Genomic DNA, 26,545 nt, shown 5'->3' on the forward strand with positions numbered 1-26,545 from the left:
TGTTCCGAAGAAATGGCGTAACAATGGCAACCATCACCACTCCCCGGCTTTACCTCACCCCTTTTGAACCCACTGACTGGGCCTTCTTCCGCTCGCTGCGTGAAGATCGCCGCATCATGCGCTATATGGCCGCCATCGCCCCGGAAAAAGAGACCCGACGCGTGTTTGCCGCGCGACTCGCTGCTGCTCATGTGTTTGTCATTCGCGCCCGGGATGATGATACGCCGCTGGGCGATATCGGCCTGCAAATCAGCGCTGAGAATCGTGAAGAGGCCGACATCGGCTATACGGTTGTGCCTGCCGCGCAGGGGAAAGGTATCGCCAGCGAAGCGCTGCGCGCGGTGTGTGATTACGCCTTTAACCAGACCGGCGTGAAGGCGATTAATGCGTACGTGCTGGCGGACAACGGCGGGTCGAAACGGGTGCTGGAGAAAGCCGGGTTTGTGCGTATGCAGGTACTGGAAAAGGCGTATGAGATTGACGGCGTGCGCTATGACGACTGGGTGTACCGGCTGGAGTGTAGTGCGGCCTGAATGCCGGGCGGCACTGCGTTTGCCCGGCCTACGGTTTTGTAGGCCCGGTAAGCGAAGCGCCACCGGGCGATTGGGCTGCACTGCGGTCTGATGCCCTCTTACTTCAGGGAGCCTTTAAGGAACTGCTGCAAACGCGGGCTTTGCGGGTTTGCCAGCACCTCGTCCGGGTGGCCCTGCTCTTCAATTTTCCCCTGATGCAGGAAAATCACGTGGTTCGAGACGTTACGGGCGAAGCCCATCTCGTGCGTCACCACCACCATCGTTTTGCCCTCTTCGGCCAGCTTCTGCATGATGCGCAGCACTTCGCCAACGAGTTCAGGGTCCAGTGCGGAGGTCGGTTCGTCGAACAGCAGCACCTCGGGCTCCATCGCCAGCGCGCGGGCGATAGAGACACGCTGCTGCTGACCGCCGGAGAGATGCACCGGGTATTTCATCTGCTGGCGTTCGTCGATACCCACTTTCGCCAGGTATTTCACCGCGCGCTCGCGGGCTTCATGCTTGCTCAGGCCCAGCACCTGAACCGGCGCTTCCATCACGTTCTCCAGCACCGTCATGTGGCTCCAGAGGTTGAAGTGCTGGAAAACCATCGTCAGGCGGGTACGCAGCAGGCGTAGCTGATTTTTATCCGCAACCTTCAGCTGTCCGTCTTTGTCACGGACCAGGTTAATATTCTGCCCGCTCACCACAATCGAGCCTTCGCTCGGTTTTTCGAGGAAGTTAATGCAGCGCAGGAAGGTACTTTTTCCCGAGCCGGATGAGCCGATGATACTGATCACGTCGCCCGCATTCGCCTGCAGCGACACCCCTTTTAGCACTTCATGTTCGCCGTAGCGTTTGTGCAAATCAATTACGTTTAATTTGTTCTCAGCCATCATCTTTCTCAGTGCGTCGAAGAAGGTTTTATATGCTGCAACCAGCGTTTTTCAGCCTTACGGAACAGGCTAATCAGAACATAAGAGATAATTAAATAGAGCACCGCCGCAATGCCAAACGCGGTAAACGGCTGATAGGTTGCGGAGTTAATATCGCGCGCGATTTTGAGCAGGTCCGGCACCGTCGCGGTAAAGGCGAGCGCAGTCGAGTGCAGCATCAAAATCACTTCGTTACTGTAGGCTGGTAACGCGATACGCAGGGCCGATGGCAGAATGATGCAGCGGTAGAGTTTCACCGACGAGAAGCCGTAGGCCCGGGCAGCTTCAATTTCACCGTAAGGAACAGAACGAATCGCCCCCGCGAAAATCTCCGTGGTGTAGGCGCAGGTGTTGAGCGTCAACGCCAGCACCGTACAGTTCAGACCGCTGCGGAAGAACGCATTCAGCATCTCAGTGCCTTTTACGATCTCCAGCGTATACATTCCCGAGTAGAACACCAGCAGCTGCACGTACAGCGGCGTACCGCGAAAGACGTAGGTGAACAGCCAAATCGGGAACTGGATAAATTTATTGTTCGAGACGCGGCCAATGGCGAGAAACACCGCCAGAATACCGCCCATTACCACGGAGGAGATCAGCAGCCAGAGCGTAATCGCCACGCCGGTAAAGCGGTAGCCATCTGTCCACAGCAGCGATTTCCAGTATTCCTGAATAATCTCAATCACAGGTCAGCCCTCTTCACACCCACGGAGTAGCGACGCTCCAGCAGAAGCAGCACACCATTGGAGACGGTCGTAAAGACCAGATAAATCACGCCACAGACCACCGCAAAATAGAACGGCTCCCAGGTGCTCTTACCCGCCAGCTGAGTCGCTTTCACGACGTCTTCCAGACCGAGCAGCGAGACCAGCGCTGTTGCTTTGAGGATAACCTGCCAGTTGTTCCCGATGCCCGGCAGCGCGTAGCGCATCATGGCCGGGAACATAATCCGACGAAACGTTTGTGATGAGGTAAAACCAAATGCGGTTGCCGCCTCAATGTGACCTTTCGGCACGGCCATGTAAGCACCGCGGAAGGTTTCAGTGAAGTAGGCGCCGTAGATAAAACCGAGGGTAATAATACCGGCCACCATCGGGTCGATATCAATTTGTCCCATGCCCATCGCGTCTGTTATGCCGTTAAGCGCAATCTGCAGACCGTAAAAGATCAGCAGCATCAGCACCAGATCGGGAACGCCGCGAATGAGCGTGGTATAGCCTTCAAAGATTAGCGCCAGCGGTTTGTTAGCTGAAAGCTTCGCCCCTGCGCCTGCCAGACCTATCAGCACCGCCAGCACCACGGAGCTGATAGCCAGCTCAAGGGTGACAAGCGCGCCCTGTAAAATAACGCCAGAAAATCCGTACAGCATACCGCGAGCCCTGTCGTATCGTGAGTGGTGGAACCGTGTCTTTTCCCCTCCCGCCGTGGGAGGGGCCGCACGTTATATGACGGGGCGATTAGCCGCCGTAAACATTAAAATCAAAGTACTTTTTCGCCAGCTTGTCGTACGTGCCGTCTGCGCGCATTTCAGCGAACGCCTTGTTCAGCGCCTCACGCAGCTCGTTGTCTTCTTTGCGCAGGCCCATACCGGTGCCCACACCAAACAGCTTCACATCCTTAATGGACGGGCCGCCAAACTTGTAATCTTTACCTACCGGCGTTTTCAGGAAGCCTTCGCTAGCCGCGACTTCATCCTGGAATGCGGCATCAATACGGCCTGCCGTCAGGTCAGCGTAGATATTTTCCTGGCCCTGATAGGAGACAATTTCAATCCCCTTCGGTGCCCAGTGCTCGTTGCCGTAGGTTTCCTGAGTGGTGCCCTGCAGCACGCCCACGCGTTTGCCCTTCAGCGATTCCAGCGTAGGCTGAATATCAGACGATTTCGCCACCACCAGACGTGAATCGGCCGCGTAGAGTTTGTCGGTGAAGGCAATCTCCTGCTGGCGTTTTTCAGTGATGGAGAGGGAGGACATGATTACGTCGATTTTTTTCGCTTTCAGGGACGGGATCAGCGCATCCAGCGGGTTCTCAACGTAGGTACACTGTGCTTTGATGCGTTTGCACAGCTCATTGGCCAGATCGATGTCAAAACCGACCAGTTCACCCTTTGAATTCTTCGATTCGAACGGCGCATAGGTAGGGTCGGTACCAATTCGAATTTTCTGCGGAATAGCTGCGAATGCCACGGTGGCGCTGGAAAAGGCCAGTACCAGTGATAATGACAACACGAGTTTTTTCATATTTGTCCTCAACAAACTGTCTTCATACGGGATTTTTACGACGACGGGGTGGTGCTAATGTGCCATTAATCCCCTCAGTCAGGCAAAGATTAATGCCTTTCCAGCGGGAATTTTTGCATTATTAATGCGTAAGTATGCACACAGCGATCCAATACAGTGCATCAAATGCACCGTATTGGGTCAACCGCTCCCGTAACGCACCTTTCCGGTGCGTCACCGCCAGGTGTTATTCACCGTATACGTTGAAGTCGAAGTATTTCTTCGCCAGTTTGTCGTAAGTACCGTCTTTACGCAGCTCTGCAAAGGCTTTGTCGAAGGCGGCTTTCAGCTCGGTATCATCCTTACGCAGGCCAATCCCGGTGCCGTCGCCAAAGTACTTTTTGTCTTTCACCGACGGGCCTGCAAACGCGTAGTCTTTACCCGCAGGCTGCTTCAGGAAGCCTTCGCTCGCAGCGACTTCATCCTGGAATGCCGCATCCAGACGGCCTGCCGCCAGGTCAGAGTAAATCAGATCCTGGTTCTGGTAAGCCACCACGTCTACGCCCTTCTCACGCCAGTTAGCATTGGCATAGCCTTCCTGCGTCGAGCCCTGAAGCACGCCGACATGCTTGCCCTTCAGCGAGTCGATGGTGGGCTTAATCGGGGAGCCTTTAGGCGCAATCAGGCGAGAATCCGCGGCGTAGAGCTTGTCAGAGAAGGCAATCTCCTGCTGGCGTTTTTCAGTGATGGAAAGAGAAGAGATAATGGCGTCGATTTTCTTGGCTTTCAGCGACGGGATTAACGCGTCAAAGTCGCTGCCCACCCATGTGCATTTCACCGCAATGCGTTTGCACATTTCATTACCCAGATCGATATCAAACCCCACGAAATCGCCTTTCGCATCCTTGGAAGAGAATGGCGCGTAGGTTGCGTCTGTACCGATACGAACCGTCTGTGGAAGCGCTGCGTAGCTACCTGCTGCCGCACTTAACCCCACCAGCAAAGACAGAGCCAGAACCGTCTTCTTCATACATTTACCCTCAAGTACCGTGATTTTATTATGTATTGTGTTGTGTGTTGTGTTGCAGGCTTCATCTTGCAGGTCTTATGCCACATTGCCGTCTGGTTAAAACTTCGACGTTAAATATGTTAATAAAACGTTGCGATACTGCCTTAATGGTGAAAGATAGCAGGTCTGCCGAACGAACCGGAGAGAGAAAAAGGGAAAAAACGAATTAAATGTCGAGGATATGATCGCCGTTGCATAATTGCCCTGAAACAGGGCAACGTGTCTTTTTATGCACCGGCTATGTGCACAGATTCAGGCACCCTGCCAGCGGGTGAAGAGATCCTCGGGCAGGTCGATGTCGAACTGATCGAGTACGCGGTTAACGGTCTGGTTGATAACGTCGTCCAGCGTTTGCGGACGATGGTAGAACGCGGGCACCGGCGGCATGATCACAGCCCCCAGCTCAGCAGCCTGCGTCATTAAGCGCAGATGGCCCAGGTGCAGCGGCGTTTCCCGCACGCACAGCACCAGAGGACGCCGCTCCTTCAGCACCACATCCGCCGCACGCGTCACCAGGGTGTCGGTGTAGCTGTTCACAATGCCGGAGAGCGTTTTGATTGAACAGGGCAGGATCACCATGCCGGCGGTTTTAAACGAGCCTGAGGAGATGCTGGCGGCGATATCACGGGCATCGTGAACGACATCCGCAAGCGCCTGAACATCGCGCAGGGTGAGATCGGTTTCCAGAGAGAGGGTCTGCCGCGCCGCCTGGCTCATCACCAGATGGGTTTCGACGTCCGCCACGTTACGCAGAACCTGTAGCAAACGTACGCCGTAAATCGCGCCGCTGGCACCGCTGAGCCCAACTATGAGTCGTTTCATGATTTTCGCCCTTACTGATTTCAGGGCAGACTGTGCAGGATTTTGCGGGGAGTTGCAAGTGAGGGCATACGCCCTCACCTGCCGGAACATCAACCTTCGTTGTGCATCTCTAGGCTTTCGAGATCGTTTTGCAGCTGGACGGCTTTGGCGTCGTCGTTGCGCAGCGAATCAAGATAGTCGAGGTACTGCTGGTCAACGTCTTTGGTCACGTAAATGCCGTTGAACACGGAGCATTCAAACTGCTGAATTTCCGGATTCTCGGCACGCACCGCGTCGATGAGGTCGTTCAGATCCTGGAAAATCAGGCCGTCAGCGCCGATGATCTGGCGAATTTCATCCACTTCACGACCATGAGCGATCAGCTCGTTGGCGGTTGGCATATCAATACCGTACACGTTCGGGAAGCGAATCTCCGGCGCAGCAGAGGCCAGATAGACTTTCTTCGCACCCGCTTCGCGGGCCATCTCGATAATCTGCTCAGAGGTGGTACCGCGAACGATGGAGTCATCCACCAGCAGAACATTCTTGTCGCGGAATTCCGCGCGGTTAGCGTTCAGCTTGCGGCGCACGGACTTACGGCGCAGATGTTGCCCAGGCATGATAAAGGTGCGGCCAACGTAGCGGTTCTTCACGAAGCCCTGACGGTATGGCTTATCCAGAATGCGGGCGATCTCCAGCGCGATATCGCAGGAGGTTTCCGGGATAGGAATCACCACGTCGATGTCGAGATCGTCCCACTCGCGGGCAATCTTCTCGCCGAGCTTCGTGCCCATGTTGACGCGCGCGCTGTAGACGGAAATCTTGTCGATGAACGAATCCGGACGTGCAAAATAGACGTATTCAAACAGGCACGGGTTGCTGACCGGGTTGTCGGCACACTGACGGGTGAACAGCTGGCCCTTCTCGGTGATGTAGACCGCTTCGCCCGGCGCAACGTCGCGCAGGAATTCGAAGCCCAGGGTATCCAGCGCCACGCTCTCCGAGGCAACCATATATTCGGTACGGCCATCGCCGAGGTCGCGCTTGCCGAGCACCAGCGGACGAATGCCGTTTGGATCGCGGAAGGCCACCATGCCGTGACCGATGATCATCGCCACGCAGGCGTACGCACCGCGGATCTGACGGTTGGTCGCGGCAATCGCGGCAAAAATGTTGTCCGCTTCCAGCGGATAGTGACGGAAGTTATCCAGCTCGCTGGCGAACACGTTGAGCAGGATTTCAGAATCAGAGGTGGTGTTAATGTGGCGACGTTTCTCTTCGAACAGCTTTTTACGCAGCTCATGCGCGTTGGTCAGGTTGCCGTTATGGGCAAGGGTGATGCCATACGGTGAGTTGACGTAGAAAGGCTGTGCCTCAGAGGCGCTGGAACTGCCAGCGGTAGGATAACGAACGTGACCGATCCCCATATTACCTTGCAGACGCTGCATATGGCGGGCTTCAAACACATCGTTTACCAGGCCATTCGCCTTGCGTAAACGGAAGCAGTTGTTTGCATCAATGGTGATGATACCCGCAGCATCCTGCCCACGGTGCTGAAGCACCGTTAACGCGTCATAAATCGACTGGTTTACCGGCATGAAACCGGCGATACCGACAATACCGCACATTCGTCTTTTCCTCGTTAAGCCACATCTCAGGGTTTATGCCCTGGGCAAAAAACTCGACGAGCTTTGCAGATAGTCAAAGAACCATCTGATGATGAAGCTGAACTCTGGAATGAGCTGCGATTTCTGCCAGTCTTCACTTTTGGAGAACCCGGTAAAGGTATCCAGGAAGAACAGGATCGCGGCCACAATCAGCACGCCTCGCAACGCCCCGAAACAGATCCCGAGTACCCTGTCCGTTCCTGACAGACCGGTTTTCTCGACCAGCTGACCTATCACGTAATTGACGATAGCGCCAACAATCAGCGTCGCGATAAACAGCACCGCGATGGCGATTCCATTTCGGACCAGTTCATCTTCAAAGCCCGTGAACCAGACAGACAGGTAAGTGTAGTAATGACTGGCGACAAAGAAAGCACAACCCCAGGTCACCAGCGATAACGCTTCACGAACAAAGCCACGGATCAGGCTAACCAGACAGGAAAAACCAATCACCGCAATGATGGCGTAATCAATCCAGACCATATGTGTCCCACGATTAAACGCCCTGTCATCCAGTTCGGGGCGAATTCTAACAGAAAAAGAAAACGTTTGCGTAGGGATTTCCTTCCCGCGCGTAAATAAAAAAGGCGCTGAAAAAATGTTCAACGCCGTGGCTTATCGCCTCTCTCTTACAGGAGCAGGTCGTACTTAGTTCGCGCTGTAGCCCATCACCACACCGCTCAGGCCGGAGATCTGCTTCAGCTCACCCAGCGACCCTTTCAGTTTGTCTTTAGACGCTTCTGGCCCCACGAGGATACGGGTAATTTTACCCTGCACCGGCGTGGAAGGTGAAGTGTAAACACGATATCCCGCACTGCGCAGTTTACCCACCACCTCATTCACCTTGTCCGCATTTTTCAGCGCACCGAGCTGCACCACGTAGGCTTTGCCCGTTGGGGCAGCAGCGTCCTGCTGCGTCGGTTTTGCTGGCGGAGGCGTCTCTGACGCTGCGGCGAGCTGTTCTGCCGCTTTATCACGCTGCGGTTTCGGCTGCGGCTTCTCAACCGGCTTCGGTTTTTCAACCGGTTTAGGCTGCTCGACCGGCACAGGATCGATATCGCTGTTGCTCGTGGCCGCCAGGCGAGACGGATCGAGCGACGGTGCGGCGGCATCGCCCGCGCGCACCTCTTCCGCCGCCCCTTCCGGAGGCTGAGCAGGCAGCGCCTGCGTCGCCGCGGGCAGCATATCCGGCTCATCGCGGTCGCCCGGTTTCGGCACCAGCGGAATCGCGGCAAACTCATCCTGATAATGCTTTTTCTGCCCGTCGAGCAGCCCGGGAAGAATAATCACCCCGAGCGCGACCAGCACAATGGTTCCTGTTAAACGGTTCTGAAACTTACTCGCCACCGGTTCTCCCCGCGTCCATCACTTCCATGACATGTGCCACCGTGTGGAATGAACCACACACCAGCACGGTATCTTCTGGTTTAGCCTCCGCCATCGCGGCATGCCAGGCCTGCGCCACGCTACTGTAGATTGCGCCTTTGCCGAGATGTTCCATCAGTTGCTCAGCCGTCGCGCCGCGTGGCCCCTCCAGAGGAGCACAATACCAGCTATCGACCACACTCTCCATGCAGGCCAGCGTCCCGCCGATATCTTTATCATGAAGCATACCGATAACCGCCAGCACGCGCCCGGTTTTTGGTAACGATTTGAGACGTCCCGCGAGATACGCCGCCGCGTGGGGGTTGTGCGCCACATCCAGAATCAGGCGCGGTGACTCGCTCACAATCTGGAAACGTCCTGGCAGAATCGCGTTTTGTATACCCTCGCGGATCGCCTGTTCGCTGACCACGAGGCCGCTGGCGCGCAGTGCCGCCAGCGCGGTTGCCGCATTTGGCTGCGGGACCTGCGGCAGCGGCAGGTTATCCAGCGCCCCCTGCGCGTCGCTAAAGCGCCAGCCGTTGTCCTGAACCTCATACTGCCAGTCAACGCCGCGGCGCAGCAGCTGTGCGCCCTTTTCGTTCGCCACGTCAGCAATGGTGTGCGGCATGTCCGGCTCGCCCACCACGGCAGGTTTATTTGCCCGGAAAATACCGGCCTTCTCGCGGCCAATGCTTTCACGATCGGGCCCCAGCCAGTCGATATGATCCAGCGCGATGCTGGTCACTACCGCCACGTCTGCATCGACGATATTGGTCGCATCAAGACGTCCGCCAAGACCAACCTCAAGGATCACCACGTCCAGCTGGGCCTGTTTGAACAGCCACAGGGCCGACAGAGTGCCGTATTCAAAATAGGTTAATGAGGTCTCTCCGCGCGCGGCTTCAATTTCCGCGAACGATGCCGTATGCGCGGATTCCGGCAGCTCGCGGTTCTGCACACGAACCCGCTCGGTGTAGCGTACCAGATGTGGCGAGCTGTACACGCCGACCCTATAGCCCGCCGCCATCAGGACGGATTCCAGCGTGCGGCAGGTGGTACCTTTGCCGTTGGTGCCTGCGACGGTGAACACGAAAGGCGCCGGTTTCAGCACATCAAGACGCGCGGCAACCTGGCTTACGCGCTCAAGCCCCATATCGATGGTTTTACTGTGCAGGTTTTCCAGATAAGAAAGCCACGCGGCCAGGGGCGACGTGGCTTGGGGAATGCTTTTATTTTCCATAATGCCCGGTTGTCATTAACAGATTAGAAAGCAAAAGGGCAGCGCCAACCGGCCCTGCCCTTTTCAGTTATCAGGCCTCGGGTTCCTGATCCGGTACCACCACGCCTTCACGCGGCTCATCCGGGTTCGGCGCTGGCAGATTCATCAGCTTCGCCAGGATGCGCGCCAGCTTTAGGCGCATTTCCGGACGGCGGACGATCATGTCGATGGCGCCTTTCTCAATGAGGAACTCACTGCGCTGGAATCCCGGCGGCAGTTTTTCACGAACGGTCTGCTCGATAACGCGAGGACCCGCAAAGCCGATCAGCGCTTTTGGCTCAGCGACGTTCAGGTCGCCCAGCATCGCGAAGCTCGCGGAGACGCCGCCCATGGTTGGGTCGGTCAGCACGGAGATGTACGGCAGACCGCGCTCCTGCATCTTCGCCAGCGCTGCAGAGGTTTTAGCCATCTGCATCAGGGACATCAGGGCTTCCTGCATACGTGCTCCGCCGGAGGCAGAGAAGCAGATCAGCGGACAGTTGTCTTCCAGCGCCTGCTCAACGGCACGCACGAAGCGCGCACCGACCACGGAGCCCATTGAGCCACCCATAAAGGAGAACTCAAACGCAGCGGCAACAACCGGCATCCCATGCAGGGTACCTTTCATGACGACCAGCGCGTCTTTCTCACCGGTCTCTTTCTGTGCGGAGGCCAGACGATCTTTATATTTTTTGGAGTCGCGGAACTTCAGCACGTCTTTTGGCTCAAGCTCGCTGCCCAGTTCTACCAGAGAACCTTCGTCCAGCAGGCTATGCAGGCGGTTGCGCGCCGACATACGCATATGGTGGTCACACTTCGGACACACCTCAAGGTTGCGCTCCAGCTCTGCGCGATACAGAACCTGGCCGCAGCTATCACACTTCGTCCATACCCCTTCAGGAATGCTCGCTTTACGCGTTGGGGTAATGTTGCTTTTAATTCGTTCAATCCAGCTCATTGATAACCTTTCTGCCTGAACCTGGTCGTATGCCAGTTTTGCTATAAGAGGCGAATAATGCCATTTTTGCCTCCAACAGACCATGAATGTTGCACATTAAAACATAACAGCCCGAAACTTTGGATAAAAAAGTGGTCGAACCGCCAGTGTGCATTTACTTCGCTTGCTTTGCCGCCGCACGTTTATGACGAATGATTTCGATAACGCCCGGCAGTACGGAAAGCACAATAATCGCTACAATCAGTAACTTAAGATTTTCCTGAACCACAGGGAGATCGCCAAACAGGTAGCCTGCATAGGTAAACAGCAGTACCCAAAGCAGCGCCCCCACGACGTTATACATGGCAAAATGACGATAGGACATATGTCCCATTCCCGCCACAAACGGTGCAAATGTACGCACAATAGGCACAAAGCGCGCAAGGATAATGGTTTTTCCGCCATGGCGTTCATAAAACGCATGCGTTTTATCTAAATAGCTGCGACGGAAAATTTTTGAATCCGGATTGCTGAACAGCCGCTCACCGAATACGCGTCCAATCGTGTAGTTGACCGCATCACCGACGATGGCGGCAATCACCATCAGCACCACCATAAGATGCACATTCAGATCGTTGGTGGGCAGCGCCGATAACGCCCCGGCGACAAACAGCAGTGAATCGCCCGGCAGGAACGGCGTGACAACCAGCCCGGTTTCACAGAACAGAATGAGGAACAGAATGGCATAAACCCAGACGCCATACTGCGCGACCAGCTCTGCCAGGTGAACATCAATATGCAGGATGAAATCAATCAAAAAACGAATTACGTCCATATTGTCTAAGCCTTAATTGCACCTTTGTTTAGTCCGCTAAAAACAGCGGCCCCATTGGCGGTTTCGGCAGGTCAAACCGATCCGGATAGTCTACCGAGACCAGATACAGCCCTTCCGCTTTCGCCGTGGCTGCCGCAAGCGTTCTGTCCTTCGCTGCCAGCAGGTCTGCAATCCAGCTCTCCGGCTGGTGTCCGGCACCCACTTCCATCAGGCTGCCCACAATATTCCGCACCATATGATGTACAAAGGCATTGGCTTTGATATCCACCACCACATACGCGCCAAAACGGCTGACGTGAATGTGCATGACATTACGCCACGGCGTGCGGGACTGACACTGCACCGCACGAAACGAGGTAAAGTCATTTTCACCAATCAGACACTGCGCCGCGCGATGCATGCGTTCCGCATCGAGCGGTTCATAAAAATGCGTCACGCCCTGGCTTAACACCGCCGGACGCAGACGCTGGTTGTAGATGACATAACGGTAACGACGCGCGGTGGCGCTGAAACGCGCATGAAAATCATCCGGCACAGCTTTCACCCAGCGCACCGCAATGTCACCAGGCAAATTCGCATTTACACCCAGCGTCCAGGCGGCATCCTTACGCACGGCGGTGGTCTCAAAGTGCACCACCTGCCCCGTACCGTGAACGCCCGCGTCCGTACGGCCTGCGCACAGGACGTTAATCGGCTCGTTTGCCACCTGAGAGAGCGCTTTCTCCAGTTTCTCCTGGACGCTGCGCACCTCATTCTGACGCTGCCAGCCATAATATTTACTGCCGTCGTACTCAATACCGAGGGCAATTTTATGAACCGGCTTTTGTTCCACGTCTGACATCAGTACAGGTACTCCTGCACCAGTTTCTCGGCGATCTTGACCGCCATCAGCGCGCCACCGAAACGAACGTTGTCGGCAACGGACCAGAACTGAACCTGCTCCGGCATACCGTAGTCGTTACGCACGCAGCCCACGGAAAGATGCGCGCTACCGGTGGCGTCGCCTACCTGCGTCGGGAACTCGCTCTCTTCAGAGAGGACGATGTCTTCCCCACGGCCAAACGCATCGCGCGCCTCTTCTGCCGCCAGGGGACGCAGCGCTTCAAAGCCGACCATCTGCGCGTGACCGTAGAAGACCGGGGACTGCACGACGCTTGCGGAGATCATCAGGCCATCGTCCTGCAGAATTTTACGCACCTCATCGACGATACGACGCTCTTCGCGTACGGAACCCTCGCGGTCCGGCAGCAGCGGCAGCATATTGAACGCCAGCTGGCGGCCAAAGAAATCATCTTCGTCAATCGGGATACCGTTCAGCAGCTTCGCGCTCTGCCCGGCCAGCGCGTCAACGGCCTTTTTGCCGTTTGCGGACGCGGACAGCAGGCTGGTCACGGTAATGCGCGACAGGCCGCCGTCGTCGATCAGCGGTTTCAGGGCGGTCAGCAGCTGGCTGGTCAGGCTGTTCGGTACCGCAATGACGTTACGGTTGCGGTAGTCAGCCAGTACAAACGGGTTCACGTCCGGCACCACCAGCGGCACATCCGGCTCCATGGAGAACAGACCGCTCAGATCGATGACCAGACAGCCTGCGTTGGTCGCCTCTTCAACGTACGCCGCAGTGGCTTCAGCGCCCGCGGCGAAAAACGCCAGCTGCGCCTGCGTCCAGTCGAACGCCGCCGCATCCTGAACAATGACGGATTTATTGTTAAAACGCAGATGCTCACCCGCGCTATCCGTTCGCGCCAGCGCATAGATATCGCCCACCGGGAACTGACGCTCAGCAAGCGTTTCGAGCAGGGCTTCGCCCACGGCACCCGTGGCACCTAAAATGGCAATGTTCCAGCCTTCAGACATGGTGGTTTACTCCAGAAATAAAAAAGCGTCCCTGTCGGAGTATCCGACAGGGAGCATTAAGAAGACATTAATGCGCCGGGTGATGAACGGCGTTAAACCCCAGCTTGTGCAGCAGCGTCGCCGCCGACGCGTCGTCGCACATCACATAGAGGGAAGACCACTCGCGGCGCTCAACGTAGTTCTTGCGCAGCTTATCAAACTCACCCGGGATCCCCGCCACTTTACGCAGCAGCGCATCATCGCGGCGCACATCATACACCAAATGCACCAGCCTTTTCAGCGTTGCCTGATCGAGCGGGCCGTGAAGGGTAATGCGGCCAAATTCAGGCGCGGGGAGTAAGGTATCCAGCGCCACCTGCTGCGGATGGCCGATAAAGGCGCTGTAGGCTTCGAAGACCTGCGTCGTACCGCGGGCTTTCCCTTCGAGGGTATAACCAGCGATATGCGCCGTGCCCACATCAACCTTATTTAGCAGTTCAACGTTGAGGTCCGGCTCCGGCTCCCAGACGTCCAACACCACGCTGAGGTCTTGTCCTTCGTTCAGACACGTCAGCAGCGCGGCGTTATCGACTACCGGACCACGGCAGGCATTTATCAGAATAGTGCCAGCCTTCAGACGGCGAATTAACGCCTCATCGGCCAGATGCAGAGACTTATACGGCCCCTCTTTAAACAGCGGCGTGTGGAACGTCAGCACGTCGCACTGTTCAACCAGCTCGTCCAGCGAACGGAAATCCCCATCATCGCCGTTGTCTTTGCGCGGCGGATCGCACAGCAACGTGCGGATCCCTAACGCTTCCAGGCGCTTTTGCAGGCGTCCGCCGACGTTACCCACGCCGACAATCCCCACGGTGCGGTCTTTCAGCGCAAACCCGTCGCGCTCGGCCAGCATCAGCAGCGAGGAGAAAACGTATTCCACGACGGCAATCGCGTTACAGCCCGGCGCGGCGGAGAAACCGATTCCGGCCTGCTTCAGCCATTTATCATCCACATGATCGGTCCCTGCCGTTGCGGTCCCAACGAACTTAATCGCCTTACCGGTGAGCAACGCCTCATTTACTTTGGTCACCGAGCGCACCATCAGGGCGTCGGCATCGTCCAGTTCGTTGACCGGGATCGGGCGACCAGGAACAGCCTTAACGTTACCCAGGCGGCTAAACAGCTCACGGGCGTAAGGCATATTTTCATCAACGAGGATTTTCACGTCTGAGTACCTGTTTGAGAGGAAGAAAACCTGCCAAGTGTGCCATAATCTGGCCGCCAGGCATATACGTCTGCCAGGTTTACGCTGAGTTTTGACTTTAAGGATTTTTGACGATGCAGCCCATTTCAGGTACGCCGCCACGCCCTCCGGGTGAAGGCCCCGTCACGCCAAACGTTGCCGGTGAACAACCGCTATCCACGCAACAGCGCACCGTGCTGGAGCGACTGATCACGCGCCTGATTGCGCTGACTTCACAGCAAAACGCGGAAGTCTGGGCCGGGGTGAAGCATGATTTAGGCGTGAGGAACGACGCACCGCTGCAGTCGCGCCATTTCCCCGCTGCCGAGCAAAATCTGAACCAGCGTATTACAACCGCGCAGCAGAACCACACCACGCGCCAGATTGTTTCTCAGCTGACGGAGCTGCTGGGCCAGGGAAATAACCGCCAGGCGGTGAGTGATTTTATTCGCCAGCAGTATGGTCAGACCGCGCTGGGCCAACTGACGCCCGACCAGCTCAAAACCGTGCTGACGCTGCTGCAGAACAATGAGCTGTCGATTCCGCAGCCGCAGGTGCGCCCGGCGACCGAGCGCCCGCTGCTGCCCGCCGAGCACAATACGCTCAAGCAGATGGTGACAAAGCTGGCCGCGGCCACCGGCGAGCCGACGAAGCTTATCTGGCAATCCATGCTGGAGCTGTCGGGCGTGAAGGCAGGCGAGCTGATCCCGGCCAAACAGTTTACCCATCTGGTGACCTGGCTCCAGGCACGCCAGACGCTCAGCACCCAGAGCGCCCCTACCCTGCATACTGTGCAGGCCGCGCTGAAACAGCCGCTTGAGCCGCACGAGTTCGAGGTGATTCGGGATTATGCCCAGCAGAACTGGCAGGCCACGCCACAAACGGTACTGACTACCGCGCAGGTGCAGGATCTGCTCAACCAGATCTTTGTTCGCCGCGCCGAGCGCGAAGGAGGCGTACCGGAGGTGAGAAATATTCAGCCGATCTACAGCCCGCTGTTTGCGCCGGTCGTGGAGACCTTCAGAACACTTTCTGCGCGTCCGGGATTGATGTTTATTGCATTACTGATTGCGCTGGCGATTTTCTGGCTGGTTGCCTGATATTTTGCCCGGTGGCGCTGCGCCTTACCGGGCCTACAACGGCTTGAACCGTAGGCCGGGTAAGGCGCAGCCGCCACCCGGCAACAACGACTCACGTTCTGCGAAACGCCACCAGCGTCACCACGATCCCCACCACCGCGGAAACCGCACCGGCCAGGAAGACGGACGGATAGCCAAACGAGGTGGCTAACACCCCGGCCAGCGGCCCGGTTACCCCGTATGAGATATCCTGAAACGCCGCATAGCCGCCGAGCGCCGTCCCGCGCACCTGCGGAGCCACGCGCTTCACCACTTCAACGCCCAGCGCCGGAAAGATCAGAGAACAGCCGCAGCCGGTCAGCGCCGCACCAAGCAGCGCAACGGATGCCACGGGTGCATTCCACAACAGCAGAAGACCGATGGTTTCAATGACCAGCGACGCCACCGCCACCTTCACGCCACCAAAGCGATCCGGCATCCAGCCGAAGAAGACGCGCATCAGCACAAACGCGCCGCCAAACGCGGTAAGCGTAAAACCGGCCATCGCCCAGCCGCGGCTCATAAAATAGAGCGAGACGAACGTCCCAATCACCGCAAAACCCACGCCCTGCAGCGCCAGGCCCAGGCCCGGCTGCCAGATTTGGCCGACCACGCTCCACAGGGAAGGACGCTCGCCTTTGTGCGCGGGCACCTTACGCACCGAGCCGTTAAACGCCCATGCCGCCAGCGGCAGCGCCATGGTGGTGGCAGCCAGCGCCGCAAAACCGAACTGGCTGTTGATCAGCAGCCCAAGCGGTGCCCCGGCGGCCAGCGCGCCGTAGATGGCCATGCCGTTCCAGGACATCACCTTGCCGGAACGTGCTGGCCCCACCAGCCCCATTCCCCAGGTCAGGGTGCCGGTCAGCAGCTGGCTTTCACCAAAGCCCAGGATTAAACGGCCCAGCACCAGCAGCGCAAATTTATACGCCGCGTCGACCGGCAGAAGAGCCGCCAGCAGCCATGCGCCGCCCGCCAGGCCGCAGGCAAACATGCCCTGCAGCGCCGAACGTTTGGCACCGTGCTGGTCCGCCAGCCGTCCGGCGTAGCCGCGGGTTAAAACCGTCGCTAAAAACTGGATACCCACGGCGATGCCGACCATGGTGTTGCCATAGCCCAGCTCCTGGTGTACGAACAGCGGGATCACCGGCAGCGGCAGGCCAACGGTCATATAGGTCAGGAATACCGCAAAGGCGATACGGAACAGCGAGACGTTCGCTGAAGGGGTTGTTTCTGTTTGAGTTACTGCAGTCATGCTTTACTCCGAAATGAAGAGTAAGGCGGGGAAATGCCACGCCCCCTCTACCTGATTATCAGGATTAAGGTGCGTTGGTTGACGTTAAACGCTTACGCATTATCGTGAGGATAATGTTGAGTGGTGAAGTTTGCCTGTGAGATCAGCCGCTTGTCAATGCATAAAAAAGGGAGCCTTATGGCTCCCCTTTCGAATCAAACATAAAACTTATGCTTTCAGCTTACGCATGACCAGCGTGGCGTTGGTGCCGCCGAAACCGAAGCTGTTGGACATGACGGTAGTCAGCGTCGCGTCCGTTGGTTTGGTCACGATGTTCAGGCCAGCAGCCTGCTCGTCCATCTCTTCGATGTTGATGCTTGGCGCGATAAAGCCGTTTTCCAGCATCAGCAGAGAGTAGATCGCTTCCTGTACGCCAGCCGCACCCAGAGAGTGACCGGTCATGGCTTTGGTCGCGGAGATTGCCGGGCTGTTGTCGCCGAAGACTTCACGGATCGCACCCAGCTCTTTCACGTCGCCTACCGGCGTAGAAGTACCGTGAGAGTTCAGGTAGTCGATTGGGGTGTCAACGCCGTGCATCGCCATCTTCATGCAGCGCACCGCGCCTTCACCGGATGGCGCAACCATGTCGGCGCCGTCAGACGTTGCACCGTAGCCCACGATCTCAGCATAGATGTGCGCGCCACGTGCCAGCGCGTGCTCCAGCTCTTCAACCACAACCATACCGCCGCCGCCCGCGATAACGAAACCGTCACGGTGCGCATCGTAGGTACGGGAGGCTTTGTCCGGGGTCTCATTGTACTTGGTGGACAGTGCGCCCATCGCGTCGAATTCACAGGCCATTTCCCAGCCCAGCTCTTCGCCGCCGCCAGCAAATACGATGTCCTGCTTACCCAGCTGGATCTGCTCAACAGCGTTACCGATACAGTGTGCGGAGGTCGCACACGCGGAGCTGATGGAGTAGTTCACACCGTGGATTTTGAACGGGGTCGCCAGGCACGCGGAAACCGCAGAACCCATGGCTTTCGTGACCACGTACGGACCTACCGCTTTCAGACCACGCGGGCTACGCATGGCGTCAGCACCGAATACCTGCGCTTTAGATGAGCCGCCAGAACCGGCGATCAGACCCACGCGCGGGTTGTTCTGATAAACCTCTTCGCTCAGGCCAGAATCTTTGATCGCTTCCTGCATGGAGAGATAAGCATAAATAGAGGCATCGTTCATGAAACGAACCACTTTGCGGTCGATCAAACCGGTGGTGTCCAGTTTGACGTTACCCCATACGTGGCTACGCATACCTGAATCTTTAAACTCTTCAGAGAAAGTGATCCCGGAGCGTCCTTCACGCAGAGATGCCAGGACTTCCTGCTGGTTATTACCGATGCTGGAAACAATGCCCAGGCCAGTAATCACTGCACGTTTCATTCAATACCTCTGTAAGTCGCACTATAGTAAGTTTCGAGTCGCACAATAGCGTACACTTGTACGCCGAACAAGTCCGATCAGACATTTTCTGCGGAAATTTGCACCGATGGACTCACATCGTTAAGATCGTGCCACTGCCTGTCAGACGAGTAACTTACGTGAAACAAAACGCTATACAACCCGCCAACCTCGAATTCAACGCTGAGGGTACACCTGTTTCCCGAGATTTTGATGACGTCTATTTTTCTAATGATAACGGACTCGAAGAAACTCGCTATGTTTTCCTCGACGGAAACCAGCTCAGCACCCGCTTCCCGGCGCACCCGCGGAGCCTGTTTGTGGTCGCGGAAAGTGGATTCGGCACCGGGCTGAATTTTTTAACCCTCTGGCAGGCGTTTAATCAGTTCCACGCTGCTCACCCTGAGGCTACGCTACAAAGATTACATTTCATCAGTTTCGAAAAATTCCCGCTCACCGCGCACGATCTGCGGCTTGCCCACCAGCGCTGGCCGGAGCTTGCGCCCTGGGCAGAACAGCTTCAGGCGCAGTGGCCGCCCCACATCGGCGGCTGTCACCGTCTGATTCTGGACGGTGGACGCGTCACGCTGGACCTATGGCTCGGCGACATCAACGACCTGACCGACAGGCTCGATGATTCGATGAATCAGAAGGTCGACGCGTGGTTTCTGGACGGTTTTGCCCCTGCCAAAAACCCGGACATGTGGAGCCAGCATCTGTTTAACGCGATGGCGCGGCTGGCGCGCCCTGGGGCTACCCTTGCCACCTTCACCTCGGCGGGTTTTGTCCGCCGTGGGCTGCAGGAGGCGGGCTTTACCATGCAGAAGACCAAAGGCTTTGGCCGCAAGCGCGACATGCTGGTCGGCAGGATGGAGCAGACGCTGGACATCCCCGCTCAGACGCCCTGGTTTGCGCGCCGCGCCAGCGCATCGCGCGACGTAGCGATCGTTGGCGGTGGGATCGCCAGCGCCCTGCTCTCGCTCGCCCTTCTCCAGCGTGGCTGGCAGGTCACGCTCTACTGCGCTGACGACGCGCCCGCCAGCGGCGCATCCGGCAACCGTCAGGGGGCGCTCTATCCGCTTTTAAGCGCACACGATCCGGCCCTGTTCCAGTTTTTCCCCGCGGCCTTTACCTTCGCCCGCCGCCTGTACGACGCGCTGCCAGTGGCATTCGACCACGACTGGTGTGGCGTGACGCAGCTCGGCTGGGATGAGAAGAGCCAGCAGAAGATCGCGCAGATGCTGTCGCTGGGCCTGCCGGAAGAAATTGCCCGCGCGGTCAGTGCGCAAGAGGTGGCGGACACCGCTGGCGTGGAAACCGGGTGGGGGGGCATTCAGTACCCGCTCGGCGGCTGGCTGTGTCCGGCTGAACTGACCGCGGCGGTCATTGCCCTGGCGCAGTCGCGCGGGCTGACGACGCATTATGCCCACAAGGTGGAATCGCTCAGCCGGACAGAACGCTGGGATCTGCGTTTTGTTGATGGCAAGGAGGCGAGCCATGCCAGCGTTGTGCTGGCCAACGGGCATCACATCAGCCAGTTTATCCAGACAGCAGCGTTGCCGGTTTATCCGGTCGGCGGCCAGGTAAGCCATATCCCCACCGCGCCTGCGCTCGGCAAACTGCGCCAGGTGCTGTGCTATGACGGCTATCTGACACCGCAAAATCCGTCTAACGGCCATCACTGCATCGGGGCCAGCTATCATCGTGGCGAAACGGATATGCGCTATAGCGAAGCGGATCAGGCGCAAAACCGCCAGCGCCTGATTGACTGTTTCCCGGATGCGGCGTGGGCGAAAGAGGTTGACGTCAGCGAGGGTGACGCGCGCTGCGGCGTGCGCTGCGCCACCCGCGATCATCTGCCGATGGCGGGCAACGCGCCGGACTATGACGCGACGCTTGCGGCCTATGAAGATCTGGCTGAAAACAAGGAAACGGCGGTGGCCGCACCGGTGTATCCGGAGCTGTTTATGCTGGGCGGGCTGGGTTCCCGTGGGCTGTGCTCTGCGCCGCTGCTGGCTGAAGTATTAGCCGCGCAAATGAGCGACGAGCCAATTCCGCTGGACAGGGTTACGCTTGCGGGACTGAATCCGAATCGCTTGTGGGTAAGGAAACTGCTGAAGGGGAAAATGGTTAAGTAAGGTGCGGCCTGGTGCCCTCACCCTAACCCTCTCCCACAGGGAGAGGGAAAATTAGTAGGCCCGGTAAGCGCAGCGCCACCGGGCGAAAAACAATGACTTAGCGTTTAGCCTGCTGGAACAGGTTGTCCCACATGCCCAGCACCAGTGACTGGTCGCGCGGAGAGAGCTCCCCGGCCTGAATGGCTTTCTCCAGACTGCGGGTCACTTCCTCATGAACAGCGTCGGCAGAGTGATCGTCACCTGCTTCCAGCTCGGCTACCGCGAGCGTCAGGTGACCACGCAGATAACCGCTGGCGAACAGCTCATCATCGCTGGCGTGTTCCACCATGTCATCAATTAACGCCAGAATGCGTGATTCAAATTCTGCGATCATCTTCTTTCCTCTGTTAAAGATCTTCCGGCCAAGGGAAGCTTTCCGCCGCAATCGCCGGCGTGTGGTAATAATTCTGTAAGGCCTCGATCAGGCGCGCCGGACGTGCCGGGATGCCTTTCTCAAGGTATTCCATCACCTGCGCATGCACGCGGCGCTGGAAGACAATACGGTCTGGCTCGAAGTCGCCTTCGAGGTTGTCGCAGCTGACGTTGAACGGGAAACCCGCCGCCACGCAGAACAGCCATTCCAGCGCCTGCGGCTTCACTTCCACATCCTCAAACTGCCCCTGCGTCGCGGCGTCTCGCCCGTCCGGGCAATACCAGTAACCGAAGTCCACCAGCTCGCGACGCGCTTTTCCGGCGATGCACCAGTGCGAAATTTCGTGCAAACCGCTGGCGTAAAAGCCGTGGGCAAAGACGATGCGGTTATACGGAACCTCGTCATCAGCAGGAAGATAGATCGGTTCGTCGTCGCCTTTAATCAGACGGGTATTAAAATCGTCAGCAAAACAGCCGTCAAAGATCTCAATCAGCTGTTCATATTTATGCGTACTGTTCATTAGTGCATCCCCAACCAGGTGAGGATCTCCTGTCCATGGCTGTCATAAAGAAGTTTGGCGCTCATCACGGCCGAGACGATAACGATCATCGGACGGATCAGCCTTTGCCCTTTGCTTAATACCAGGCGCGAGCCTGCGCGCGCGCCCAGGAACTGCCCTGCCATCATCACAAACCCGGTTGCCCAGATGACCTTGCCGCCAATGATAAACAGCAGCAGGCCGCCGACGTTCGAGGTCGCGTTGAGCACTTTGGCATGGGCGGTCGACTTGGCGAGGTTAAATCCGGCCAGCGTCACAAACGCCAGCGCGTAAAACGAGCCTGCCCCCGGGCCGAAGAAACCGTCGTAAAAACCGACGCAGCCCCCGGCAATCAGCGCAAACGGCAGGCCGTGCAGACGACGCTGACGGTCTTCCTCGCCGAGCTTCGGCATCAGCAGGAAATAAAGCCCGATGCAGATGACCAGAACCGGCAGGATCTGGCGCAAAATATCCGACTGCACGTGCTGCACCAGCAGCGCGCCCGACGTGGAACCGATAAAGGTCATCAGAATATTGAGCTTTTGATCGGCCAGGCTCACCACCTTGCGGCGGATAAAATAGAGCGACGCCGAAAGCGAGCCGCCGCAGGCCTGCAGCTTGTTGGTGGCAAGCGCCTGCGCCGGGCTCATGCCCGCCGCCAGCAGCGCGGGTACGGTTAATAGCCCGCCGCCGCCCGCAAGGGCATCAATAAAACCGGCCAGCATAGCCACAAAGAACAGCACCACCAGCAGCAGCGGTGACACCATAAACAGATCGACGAAATTATCCATTAAAGTACATGCTCATCCAGTAGCGCCTGGCAGGAAGGCGGCAACGGAGGCGGTGTCTTCTTCTCAGGCTTAGAGGTTCCAGGTTTTGCCGGTTCAAACCAGCTTTGCAGTTCCGCACCACAGCCATCGCCTGGCGGCGGTAGCGGCTGATCTTCGCATTCCAGGCTGTTCGCCGGGCAGCGCAGACGAACGTGCATGTGCGCACGATGCTGGAACCACGGGCGCACTTTGCGCAACCAGTCGCGATCGGTTCCCTCATCGAGGCAGAGCTGTTGCTTGATAGCCGGGTTGACGAAGATCCGCGTGACGTCGTTATCTTTTGCCGCCAGCTTAATCAGGCTGAAGATATCCGGCGTCCACAGTGAGGGCACAACGCGCTTACCGTCGCTCGACACCAGATCCAGCGCCTGCGGTTTCAGCAACTGGGCTGAACTCCAGCGCGCTTTAGGCAGCTGCAGGAAGATATCGACATCCAGTCCGGTCTGGTGACTGGCGTGTCCACCGTTAAAACGCCCGCCCGCAGGCATCCCCATATCGCCGATCAGCATCGTGCCTAGCCCCAGATTATGCACCTGGTTTCCCAGCCGCTGGATGAACAGCACCAGATCCGGGTGGCCGAAGTAACGACGCTGGTCGGTACGCATCACCTGATAGGTATCCGATTGCAGCGGAAGTTCCTGAGCCCCCACGATACAGCCGTTAGAAAAGGCGCCGATGGACTGCGCGCTCCCCGCCACCGGATGGGTGATTTTTTGCCACGGCGTGGCGGCCAGACTGGCTCCACTGGCAAGCAGCGCCAGCAGAGCAATTGCGGTTTTTTTCATGTTTACCAGCGTGGAATGGTGGTCGTCACATCCGCATTCTGCGCGCGCTGGCGCAGGAAGTGATCCATCAGCACGATCGCCAGCATCGCTTCTGCGATCGGTACCGCGCGGATCCCCACGCACGGATCGTGACGTCCTTTAGTGATCATCTCAACTTCTTCGCCATCGCGGTTAATCGTATGGCCCGGCACGGTAATGCTTGAAGTTGGTTTCAGCGCGATATTGGCAATAATCTGCTGCCCGCTGCTGATCCCGCCCAGAATGCCGCCCGCGTGGTTGCTCTGGAAGCCCGCTTTCGTGATTTCGTCGCGATTCTGGCTGCCGCGCAGGGATACCACGTCAAAACCGTCGCCAATCTCAATGCCCTTCACCGCGTTGATGCTCATCAGCGCGTGCGCGATGTCGGCGTCGAGACGGTCAAATACCGGCTCGCCCCAGCCTGGCGGGACGCCGTCGGCCACGACGGTGACTTTCGCCCCAATGGAGTCGCCCTCTTTTTTCAGACCGCGCATCAGTTCGTCCAGCGCGTCCAGCTTGTCGGCATCCGCACAGAAGAACGGGTTTTGCTCGACCTGATCCCAGTCTTTGATCGCCAGCGGAATGTCGCCCATCTGGGTCAGACAGCCGCGGATCACGATGCCAAATTTTTGCTGCAGGTATTTCTTAGCAATGGCGCCAGCCGCCACGCGCATCGCGGTTTCACGCGCAGAAGAACGCCCGCCGCCGCGATAGTCGCGAAAGCCGTACTTTTGTTCGTAGGTGTAGTCGGCATGGCCTGGACGGAACACGTCCTTGATGGCGCCGTAGTCCTGGGAGCGCTGATCGGTGTTTTCAATTAGCAGACCAATGCTGGTGCCGGTGGTACGGCCTTCAAAGACGCCGGAGAGAATTTTGACCTGGTCCGGCTCGCGACGCTGCGTGGTGTAGCGAGAGGTGCCCGGACGACGACGGTCGAGGTCATGCTGCAAATCGGCTTCGGTCAGTTCGATGCCTGGCGGTACGCCATCAACGATACAGCCCAGCGCCAGCCCGTGCGACTCGCCAAAGGTGGTCACGCGGAATAACTGTCCAATACTGTTTCCTGCCATCACGGCTCCGATGTTGTTGTTTGTGTTTGAGCGTTGTGAAACGGGCCGAAGCCCGCTGGATTAATCTTTATAGATGCTGAAGTGTTCGCGCGCGTCGAGCAGCTGCGCTTTGGTCAGCATAAAGACGCCGTCACCGCCGTTGTCGAACTCAAGCCAGGTGAACGGCACATCCGGATACTGCTCTATCAGATGTACCATGCTGTTGCCCACTTCACAAATCAGAACGCCGTCGTCGGTCAGATAATCCGGCGCGCAGGCCAGAATGCGGCGGGTCAGCTTCAGGCCGTCAGAGCCTGACGCCAGACCCAGCTCCGGCTCGTGACGGTATTCGTTTGGCAGATCGGACATGTCTTCCGCATCGACGTACGGCGGGTTAGTGACGATCAGATCGTACTGCAGCGTCGGCAGATCGCGGAACAGGTCAGAGCGAATTGGTGTAACGTGATGGATCAGACCGTGCTCTTCAATGTTATGCTCGGTCACGGCCAGCGCGTCGGTGGAGATATCAACCGCGTCCACTTCCGCTTCCGGGAAGGCGTAAGCGCAGGCAATGGCGATACAGCCGCTCCCGGTACACATATCCAGAATGTGCTGCGGCTGATGGCCGATCAGGCCTTCAAAGTGGTTGTTGATCAGCTCACCAATCGGCGAGCGCGGCACCAGCACGCGTTCATCGACATAGAACTCGTGGCCGCAGAACCAGGCTTTGTTGGTCAGATAGGCGACCGGAATACGCTCGTTCACGCGACGGATCACGCGCTCAACGATGCGGTGTTTTTCGCTCGAGGTCAGGCGCGCGGTGCGCATGTCTTCCGGAATATCCAGCGGCAGGTAGAGGGACGGCAGCACCAGCTGCACGGCTTCATCCCACGGGTTGTCGGTACCGTGTCCGTACCAGATATTGGCGGCGCTGAAGCGGCTAACCGACCAGCGCAACATGTCCTGTATGGTATGCAGCTCGTTTACTGCTTCATCGACAAATATTTTATCCACTCTTTCCTCCAGGGCATGCTCGCATAATTTTCGGCGGCTAGTTTGCCATGAAGACGGCGATAAATCAGCAATGACGCGTACCGCTTGAGGTTAAAAAATGCGTTTAGTCGGGTACACTATCGGAAATACGAGATGAGAATGACGAATGAAAAAGAAAACATCGCTCAGCGAGGAGGATCAGGCGCTCTTCCGCCAGCTAATGACCGGGACGCGGAAAATCGCGCAGGACACGATTGTTCATCGCCCGCAGCGTAAAAAAATCAGCGAAGTCCCGGTCAAACGACTGCTGCAGGAGCAGGCCGATAACAGCCACTACTTTTCAGACGAGTTTCAGCCGCTGCTTAATACCCAGGGCGCGGTGAAATACGTGCGCGAGGACGTCAGCCATTTCGAACTGAAAAAGTTACGCCGGGGAGATTATTCGCCGGAGCTGTTTCTGGATCTGCACGGCTTAACGCAAATGCAGGCGAAACAGGAGCTGGGGGCGTTGATTGCCGCCTGTCGCCGCGAACATGTTTTTTGCGCCTGCGTGATGCATGGCCACGGGAAACATATCCTCAAGCAACAGACGCCGCTGTGGCTGGCTCAGCACCCACACGTAATGGCGTTTCATCAGGCACCGAAAGAGTACGGCGGAGATGCCGCCTTGCTGGTATTGATTGAAGTTGAGGAGTGGCTGCCGCCAGAGTTGCCCTGACAGAAGGGCGGGAAAGATATAGCACCCCGCCCTGTCACACGTCACGTCAGATCGCTTTTGCCATCTTCAGGTTGCACGGGCTCATTTGCCAGTTGAAGACCCCTTTGCCGGTTTCGTCGAGGGTGACGTTGGCAATCGCGGAAGTGGTGAACATAGGCGGCGTTTCGCCCGGGCACAGCTCAGATACCAGATAGCCGACCAGCGGCAGGTGGGAAATGACCAGTGCGGAAGCGACACCTTCATTGCACAGCGCCTGAAGATAAGCGCTGACAAGGCCGACATCACCGCATGGTGTCAGTTCGGGGAGAACATCCACACTGGACGGCAGGTTCATACACTCCCCTACCACATCCAGCGTCTGTTCTGCACGCAGGAACGGACTCACAAGAACGCGTTCAATGTCCACTTTTTGACCTTTAAGCCAGGTTGCCATCAGACGGGATTCGTCGCAGCCACAGACGGTTAAAGGACGTACTGAGTCACTGGCGGCATCGAGTGCCGCGTCGCCGTGACGCATGATGAAAACTTGCATATTGCACCGCTTTTGTTAACCAGAATCACCGGCGTTAACTACCCGCGA

The 26,545-nt window shown here is 57.4% G+C and carries 28 protein-coding genes; 4 read left to right on the forward strand and 24 right to left on the reverse strand.

Features of this window, described 5'->3' with window-relative positions:
• Positions 1–23 precede the first annotated feature (23 nt).
• Positions 24–533: a GNAT family N-acetyltransferase gene (locus ACOTXF_RS18725; RefSeq protein ID WP_234115339.1), complete on the forward strand. Its 510-nt coding sequence runs from the start codon at positions 24–26 to the stop codon at positions 531–533.
• 98 nt (positions 534–631) lie between these two features.
• Here the strand turns inward: ACOTXF_RS18725 and hisP are convergent, their stop codons facing one another.
• From hisP to pdxB, 15 genes are all read right to left on the reverse strand, one after another.
• Positions 632–1,405 carry a histidine ABC transporter ATP-binding protein HisP gene (gene hisP / locus ACOTXF_RS18730; protein ID WP_014832781.1) on the reverse strand — a complete coding sequence of 258 codons (774 nt, stop codon included), beginning with the start codon at positions 1,403–1,405 and terminating at the stop codon, positions 632–634.
• Positions 1,406–1,413: 8 nt separating this feature from the next.
• Complete coding sequence (locus ACOTXF_RS18735) at positions 1,414–2,130, reverse strand: ABC transporter permease (RefSeq protein ID WP_008502590.1); 717 nt, start codon at positions 2,128–2,130, stop codon at positions 1,414–1,416.
• The gene (locus ACOTXF_RS18740) at positions 2,127–2,813 is read right to left on the reverse strand and encodes a histidine ABC transporter permease HisQ (RefSeq protein ID WP_008502591.1); all 687 of its coding nucleotides are present in this window, start codon (positions 2,811–2,813) and stop codon (positions 2,127–2,129) included. Before ACOTXF_RS18740 ends, ACOTXF_RS18735 begins: the two co-directional genes overlap by 4 nt.
• 88 nt (positions 2,814–2,901) lie before the next feature.
• Positions 2,902–3,684 (reverse strand): histidine ABC transporter substrate-binding protein HisJ, encoded by a 783-nt coding sequence (gene hisJ / locus ACOTXF_RS18745; protein ID WP_047026930.1) that lies wholly within the window; start codon positions 3,682–3,684, stop codon positions 2,902–2,904.
• A gap of 226 nt (positions 3,685–3,910) precedes the next feature.
• Positions 3,911–4,693: a lysine/arginine/ornithine ABC transporter substrate-binding protein ArgT gene (gene argT, locus ACOTXF_RS18750; RefSeq protein ID WP_008502593.1), complete on the reverse strand. Its 783-nt coding sequence runs from the start codon at positions 4,691–4,693 to the stop codon at positions 3,911–3,913.
• A 291-nt stretch (positions 4,694–4,984) separates the two neighbouring features.
• Positions 4,985–5,554 carry a UbiX family flavin prenyltransferase gene (locus ACOTXF_RS18755; protein WP_032675249.1) on the reverse strand — a complete coding sequence of 190 codons (570 nt, stop codon included), beginning with the start codon at positions 5,552–5,554 and terminating at the stop codon, positions 4,985–4,987.
• Positions 5,555–5,643: 89 nt separating this feature from the next.
• A complete protein-coding gene (gene purF, locus ACOTXF_RS18760) occupies positions 5,644–7,161 on the reverse strand; it encodes an amidophosphoribosyltransferase (RefSeq protein ID WP_021241570.1) in 1,518 nt (505 codons plus the stop codon).
• Positions 7,162–7,194: 33 nt separating this feature from the next.
• A complete protein-coding gene (gene cvpA / locus ACOTXF_RS18765; protein WP_000262116.1) occupies positions 7,195–7,683 on the reverse strand; it encodes a colicin V production protein in 489 nt (162 codons plus the stop codon).
• Positions 7,684–7,848: 165 nt separating this feature from the next.
• Entirely contained in the window at positions 7,849–8,547 is a 699-nt protein-coding gene (gene dedD, locus ACOTXF_RS18770) for a cell division protein DedD (RefSeq protein ID WP_008502596.1), read from the reverse strand.
• Positions 8,537–9,805: a bifunctional tetrahydrofolate synthase/dihydrofolate synthase gene (gene folC, locus ACOTXF_RS18775; RefSeq protein WP_023325775.1), complete on the reverse strand. Its 1,269-nt coding sequence runs from the start codon at positions 9,803–9,805 to the stop codon at positions 8,537–8,539. Before folC ends, dedD begins: the two co-directional genes overlap by 11 nt.
• A 70-nt stretch (positions 9,806–9,875) precedes the next feature.
• Positions 9,876–10,781 carry an acetyl-CoA carboxylase, carboxyltransferase subunit beta gene (gene accD / locus ACOTXF_RS18780; RefSeq protein ID WP_008502598.1) on the reverse strand — a complete coding sequence of 302 codons (906 nt, stop codon included), beginning with the start codon at positions 10,779–10,781 and terminating at the stop codon, positions 9,876–9,878.
• A gap of 154 nt (positions 10,782–10,935) precedes the next feature.
• Positions 10,936–11,595, reverse strand: a complete 660-nt coding sequence (locus ACOTXF_RS18785; protein ID WP_008502599.1) for a DedA family protein — start codon at positions 11,593–11,595, stop codon at positions 10,936–10,938.
• A 28-nt stretch (positions 11,596–11,623) separates the two neighbouring features.
• Complete coding sequence (truA, locus tag ACOTXF_RS18790) at positions 11,624–12,436, reverse strand: tRNA pseudouridine(38-40) synthase TruA (RefSeq protein ID WP_021241572.1); 813 nt, start codon at positions 12,434–12,436, stop codon at positions 11,624–11,626.
• Positions 12,436–13,449: an aspartate-semialdehyde dehydrogenase gene (locus ACOTXF_RS18795; RefSeq protein ID WP_047747642.1), complete on the reverse strand. Its 1,014-nt coding sequence runs from the start codon at positions 13,447–13,449 to the stop codon at positions 12,436–12,438. Before ACOTXF_RS18795 ends, truA begins: the two co-directional genes overlap by 1 nt.
• A 67-nt stretch (positions 13,450–13,516) precedes the next feature.
• The gene (pdxB, locus tag ACOTXF_RS18800; RefSeq protein WP_047747643.1) at positions 13,517–14,653 is read right to left on the reverse strand and encodes a 4-phosphoerythronate dehydrogenase PdxB; all 1,137 of its coding nucleotides are present in this window, start codon (positions 14,651–14,653) and stop codon (positions 13,517–13,519) included.
• A 113-nt stretch (positions 14,654–14,766) separates the two neighbouring features.
• Here pdxB and flk point away from each other — a divergent pair, with 113 nt between their 5' ends.
• Entirely contained in the window at positions 14,767–15,771 is a 1,005-nt protein-coding gene (gene flk / locus ACOTXF_RS18805; RefSeq protein ID WP_008502603.1) for a flagella biosynthesis regulator Flk, read from the forward strand.
• A 91-nt stretch (positions 15,772–15,862) separates the two neighbouring features.
• On the opposite strand, the gene ACOTXF_RS18810 is transcribed toward flk, so the two are convergent.
• Positions 15,863–17,041, reverse strand: a complete 1,179-nt coding sequence (locus tag ACOTXF_RS18810; protein WP_047747644.1) for an MFS transporter — start codon at positions 17,039–17,041, stop codon at positions 15,863–15,865.
• A gap of 207 nt (positions 17,042–17,248) precedes the next feature.
• Positions 17,249–18,466 (reverse strand): beta-ketoacyl-ACP synthase I, encoded by a 1,218-nt coding sequence (gene fabB / locus ACOTXF_RS18815; protein WP_008502605.1) that lies wholly within the window; start codon positions 18,464–18,466, stop codon positions 17,249–17,251.
• Positions 18,467–18,624: 158 nt separating this feature from the next.
• Between fabB and mnmC the strand changes: the two genes are divergently transcribed.
• A complete protein-coding gene (gene mnmC / locus ACOTXF_RS18820) occupies positions 18,625–20,622 on the forward strand; it encodes a bifunctional tRNA (5-methylaminomethyl-2-thiouridine)(34)-methyltransferase MnmD/FAD-dependent 5-carboxymethylaminomethyl-2-thiouridine(34) oxidoreductase MnmC (RefSeq protein WP_047747645.1) in 1,998 nt (665 codons plus the stop codon).
• A 97-nt stretch (positions 20,623–20,719) separates the two neighbouring features.
• Here the strand turns inward: mnmC and ACOTXF_RS18825 are convergent, their stop codons facing one another.
• The 6 genes from ACOTXF_RS18825 to prmB are packed head-to-tail and all read right to left on the reverse strand — an operon-like array spanning position 20,720 to position 25,268.
• Positions 20,720–20,995 carry a YfcL family protein gene (locus ACOTXF_RS18825; RefSeq protein ID WP_008502607.1) on the reverse strand — a complete coding sequence of 92 codons (276 nt, stop codon included), beginning with the start codon at positions 20,993–20,995 and terminating at the stop codon, positions 20,720–20,722.
• Between the two features lie 13 nt (positions 20,996–21,008).
• Entirely contained in the window at positions 21,009–21,554 is a 546-nt protein-coding gene (locus tag ACOTXF_RS18830; RefSeq protein ID WP_008502608.1) for an elongation factor P hydroxylase, read from the reverse strand.
• Positions 21,554–22,363: a sulfite exporter TauE/SafE family protein gene (locus tag ACOTXF_RS18835; RefSeq protein ID WP_047747646.1), complete on the reverse strand. Its 810-nt coding sequence runs from the start codon at positions 22,361–22,363 to the stop codon at positions 21,554–21,556. Before ACOTXF_RS18835 ends, ACOTXF_RS18830 begins: the two co-directional genes overlap by 1 nt.
• A complete protein-coding gene (gene mepA / locus ACOTXF_RS18840; RefSeq protein WP_008502610.1) occupies positions 22,363–23,187 on the reverse strand; it encodes a penicillin-insensitive murein endopeptidase in 825 nt (274 codons plus the stop codon). Before mepA ends, ACOTXF_RS18835 begins: the two co-directional genes overlap by 1 nt.
• A gap of 2 nt (positions 23,188–23,189) precedes the next feature.
• Positions 23,190–24,275: a chorismate synthase gene (aroC, locus tag ACOTXF_RS18845; protein WP_047747647.1), complete on the reverse strand. Its 1,086-nt coding sequence runs from the start codon at positions 24,273–24,275 to the stop codon at positions 23,190–23,192.
• Between the two features lie 60 nt (positions 24,276–24,335).
• Entirely contained in the window at positions 24,336–25,268 is a 933-nt protein-coding gene (gene prmB / locus ACOTXF_RS18850) for a 50S ribosomal protein L3 N(5)-glutamine methyltransferase (protein ID WP_008502612.1), read from the reverse strand.
• Positions 25,269–25,413: 145 nt separating this feature from the next.
• On the opposite strand from prmB, the gene smrB reads away from it, so the two are divergent.
• A complete protein-coding gene (smrB, locus tag ACOTXF_RS18855; protein ID WP_047747648.1) occupies positions 25,414–25,965 on the forward strand; it encodes an endonuclease SmrB in 552 nt (183 codons plus the stop codon).
• 46 nt (positions 25,966–26,011) lie between these two features.
• On the opposite strand, the gene sixA is transcribed toward smrB, so the two are convergent.
• Positions 26,012–26,497, reverse strand: a complete 486-nt coding sequence (sixA, locus tag ACOTXF_RS18860) for a phosphohistidine phosphatase SixA (protein ID WP_014884683.1) — start codon at positions 26,495–26,497, stop codon at positions 26,012–26,014.
• Positions 26,498–26,545: the final 48 nt, after the last annotated feature.

The organism is Enterobacter cloacae complex sp. IR53041, assembly GCF_049238285.1.
GTDB classification, from domain to species: Bacteria; Pseudomonadota; Gammaproteobacteria; order Enterobacterales; family Enterobacteriaceae; genus Enterobacter; species Enterobacter roggenkampii.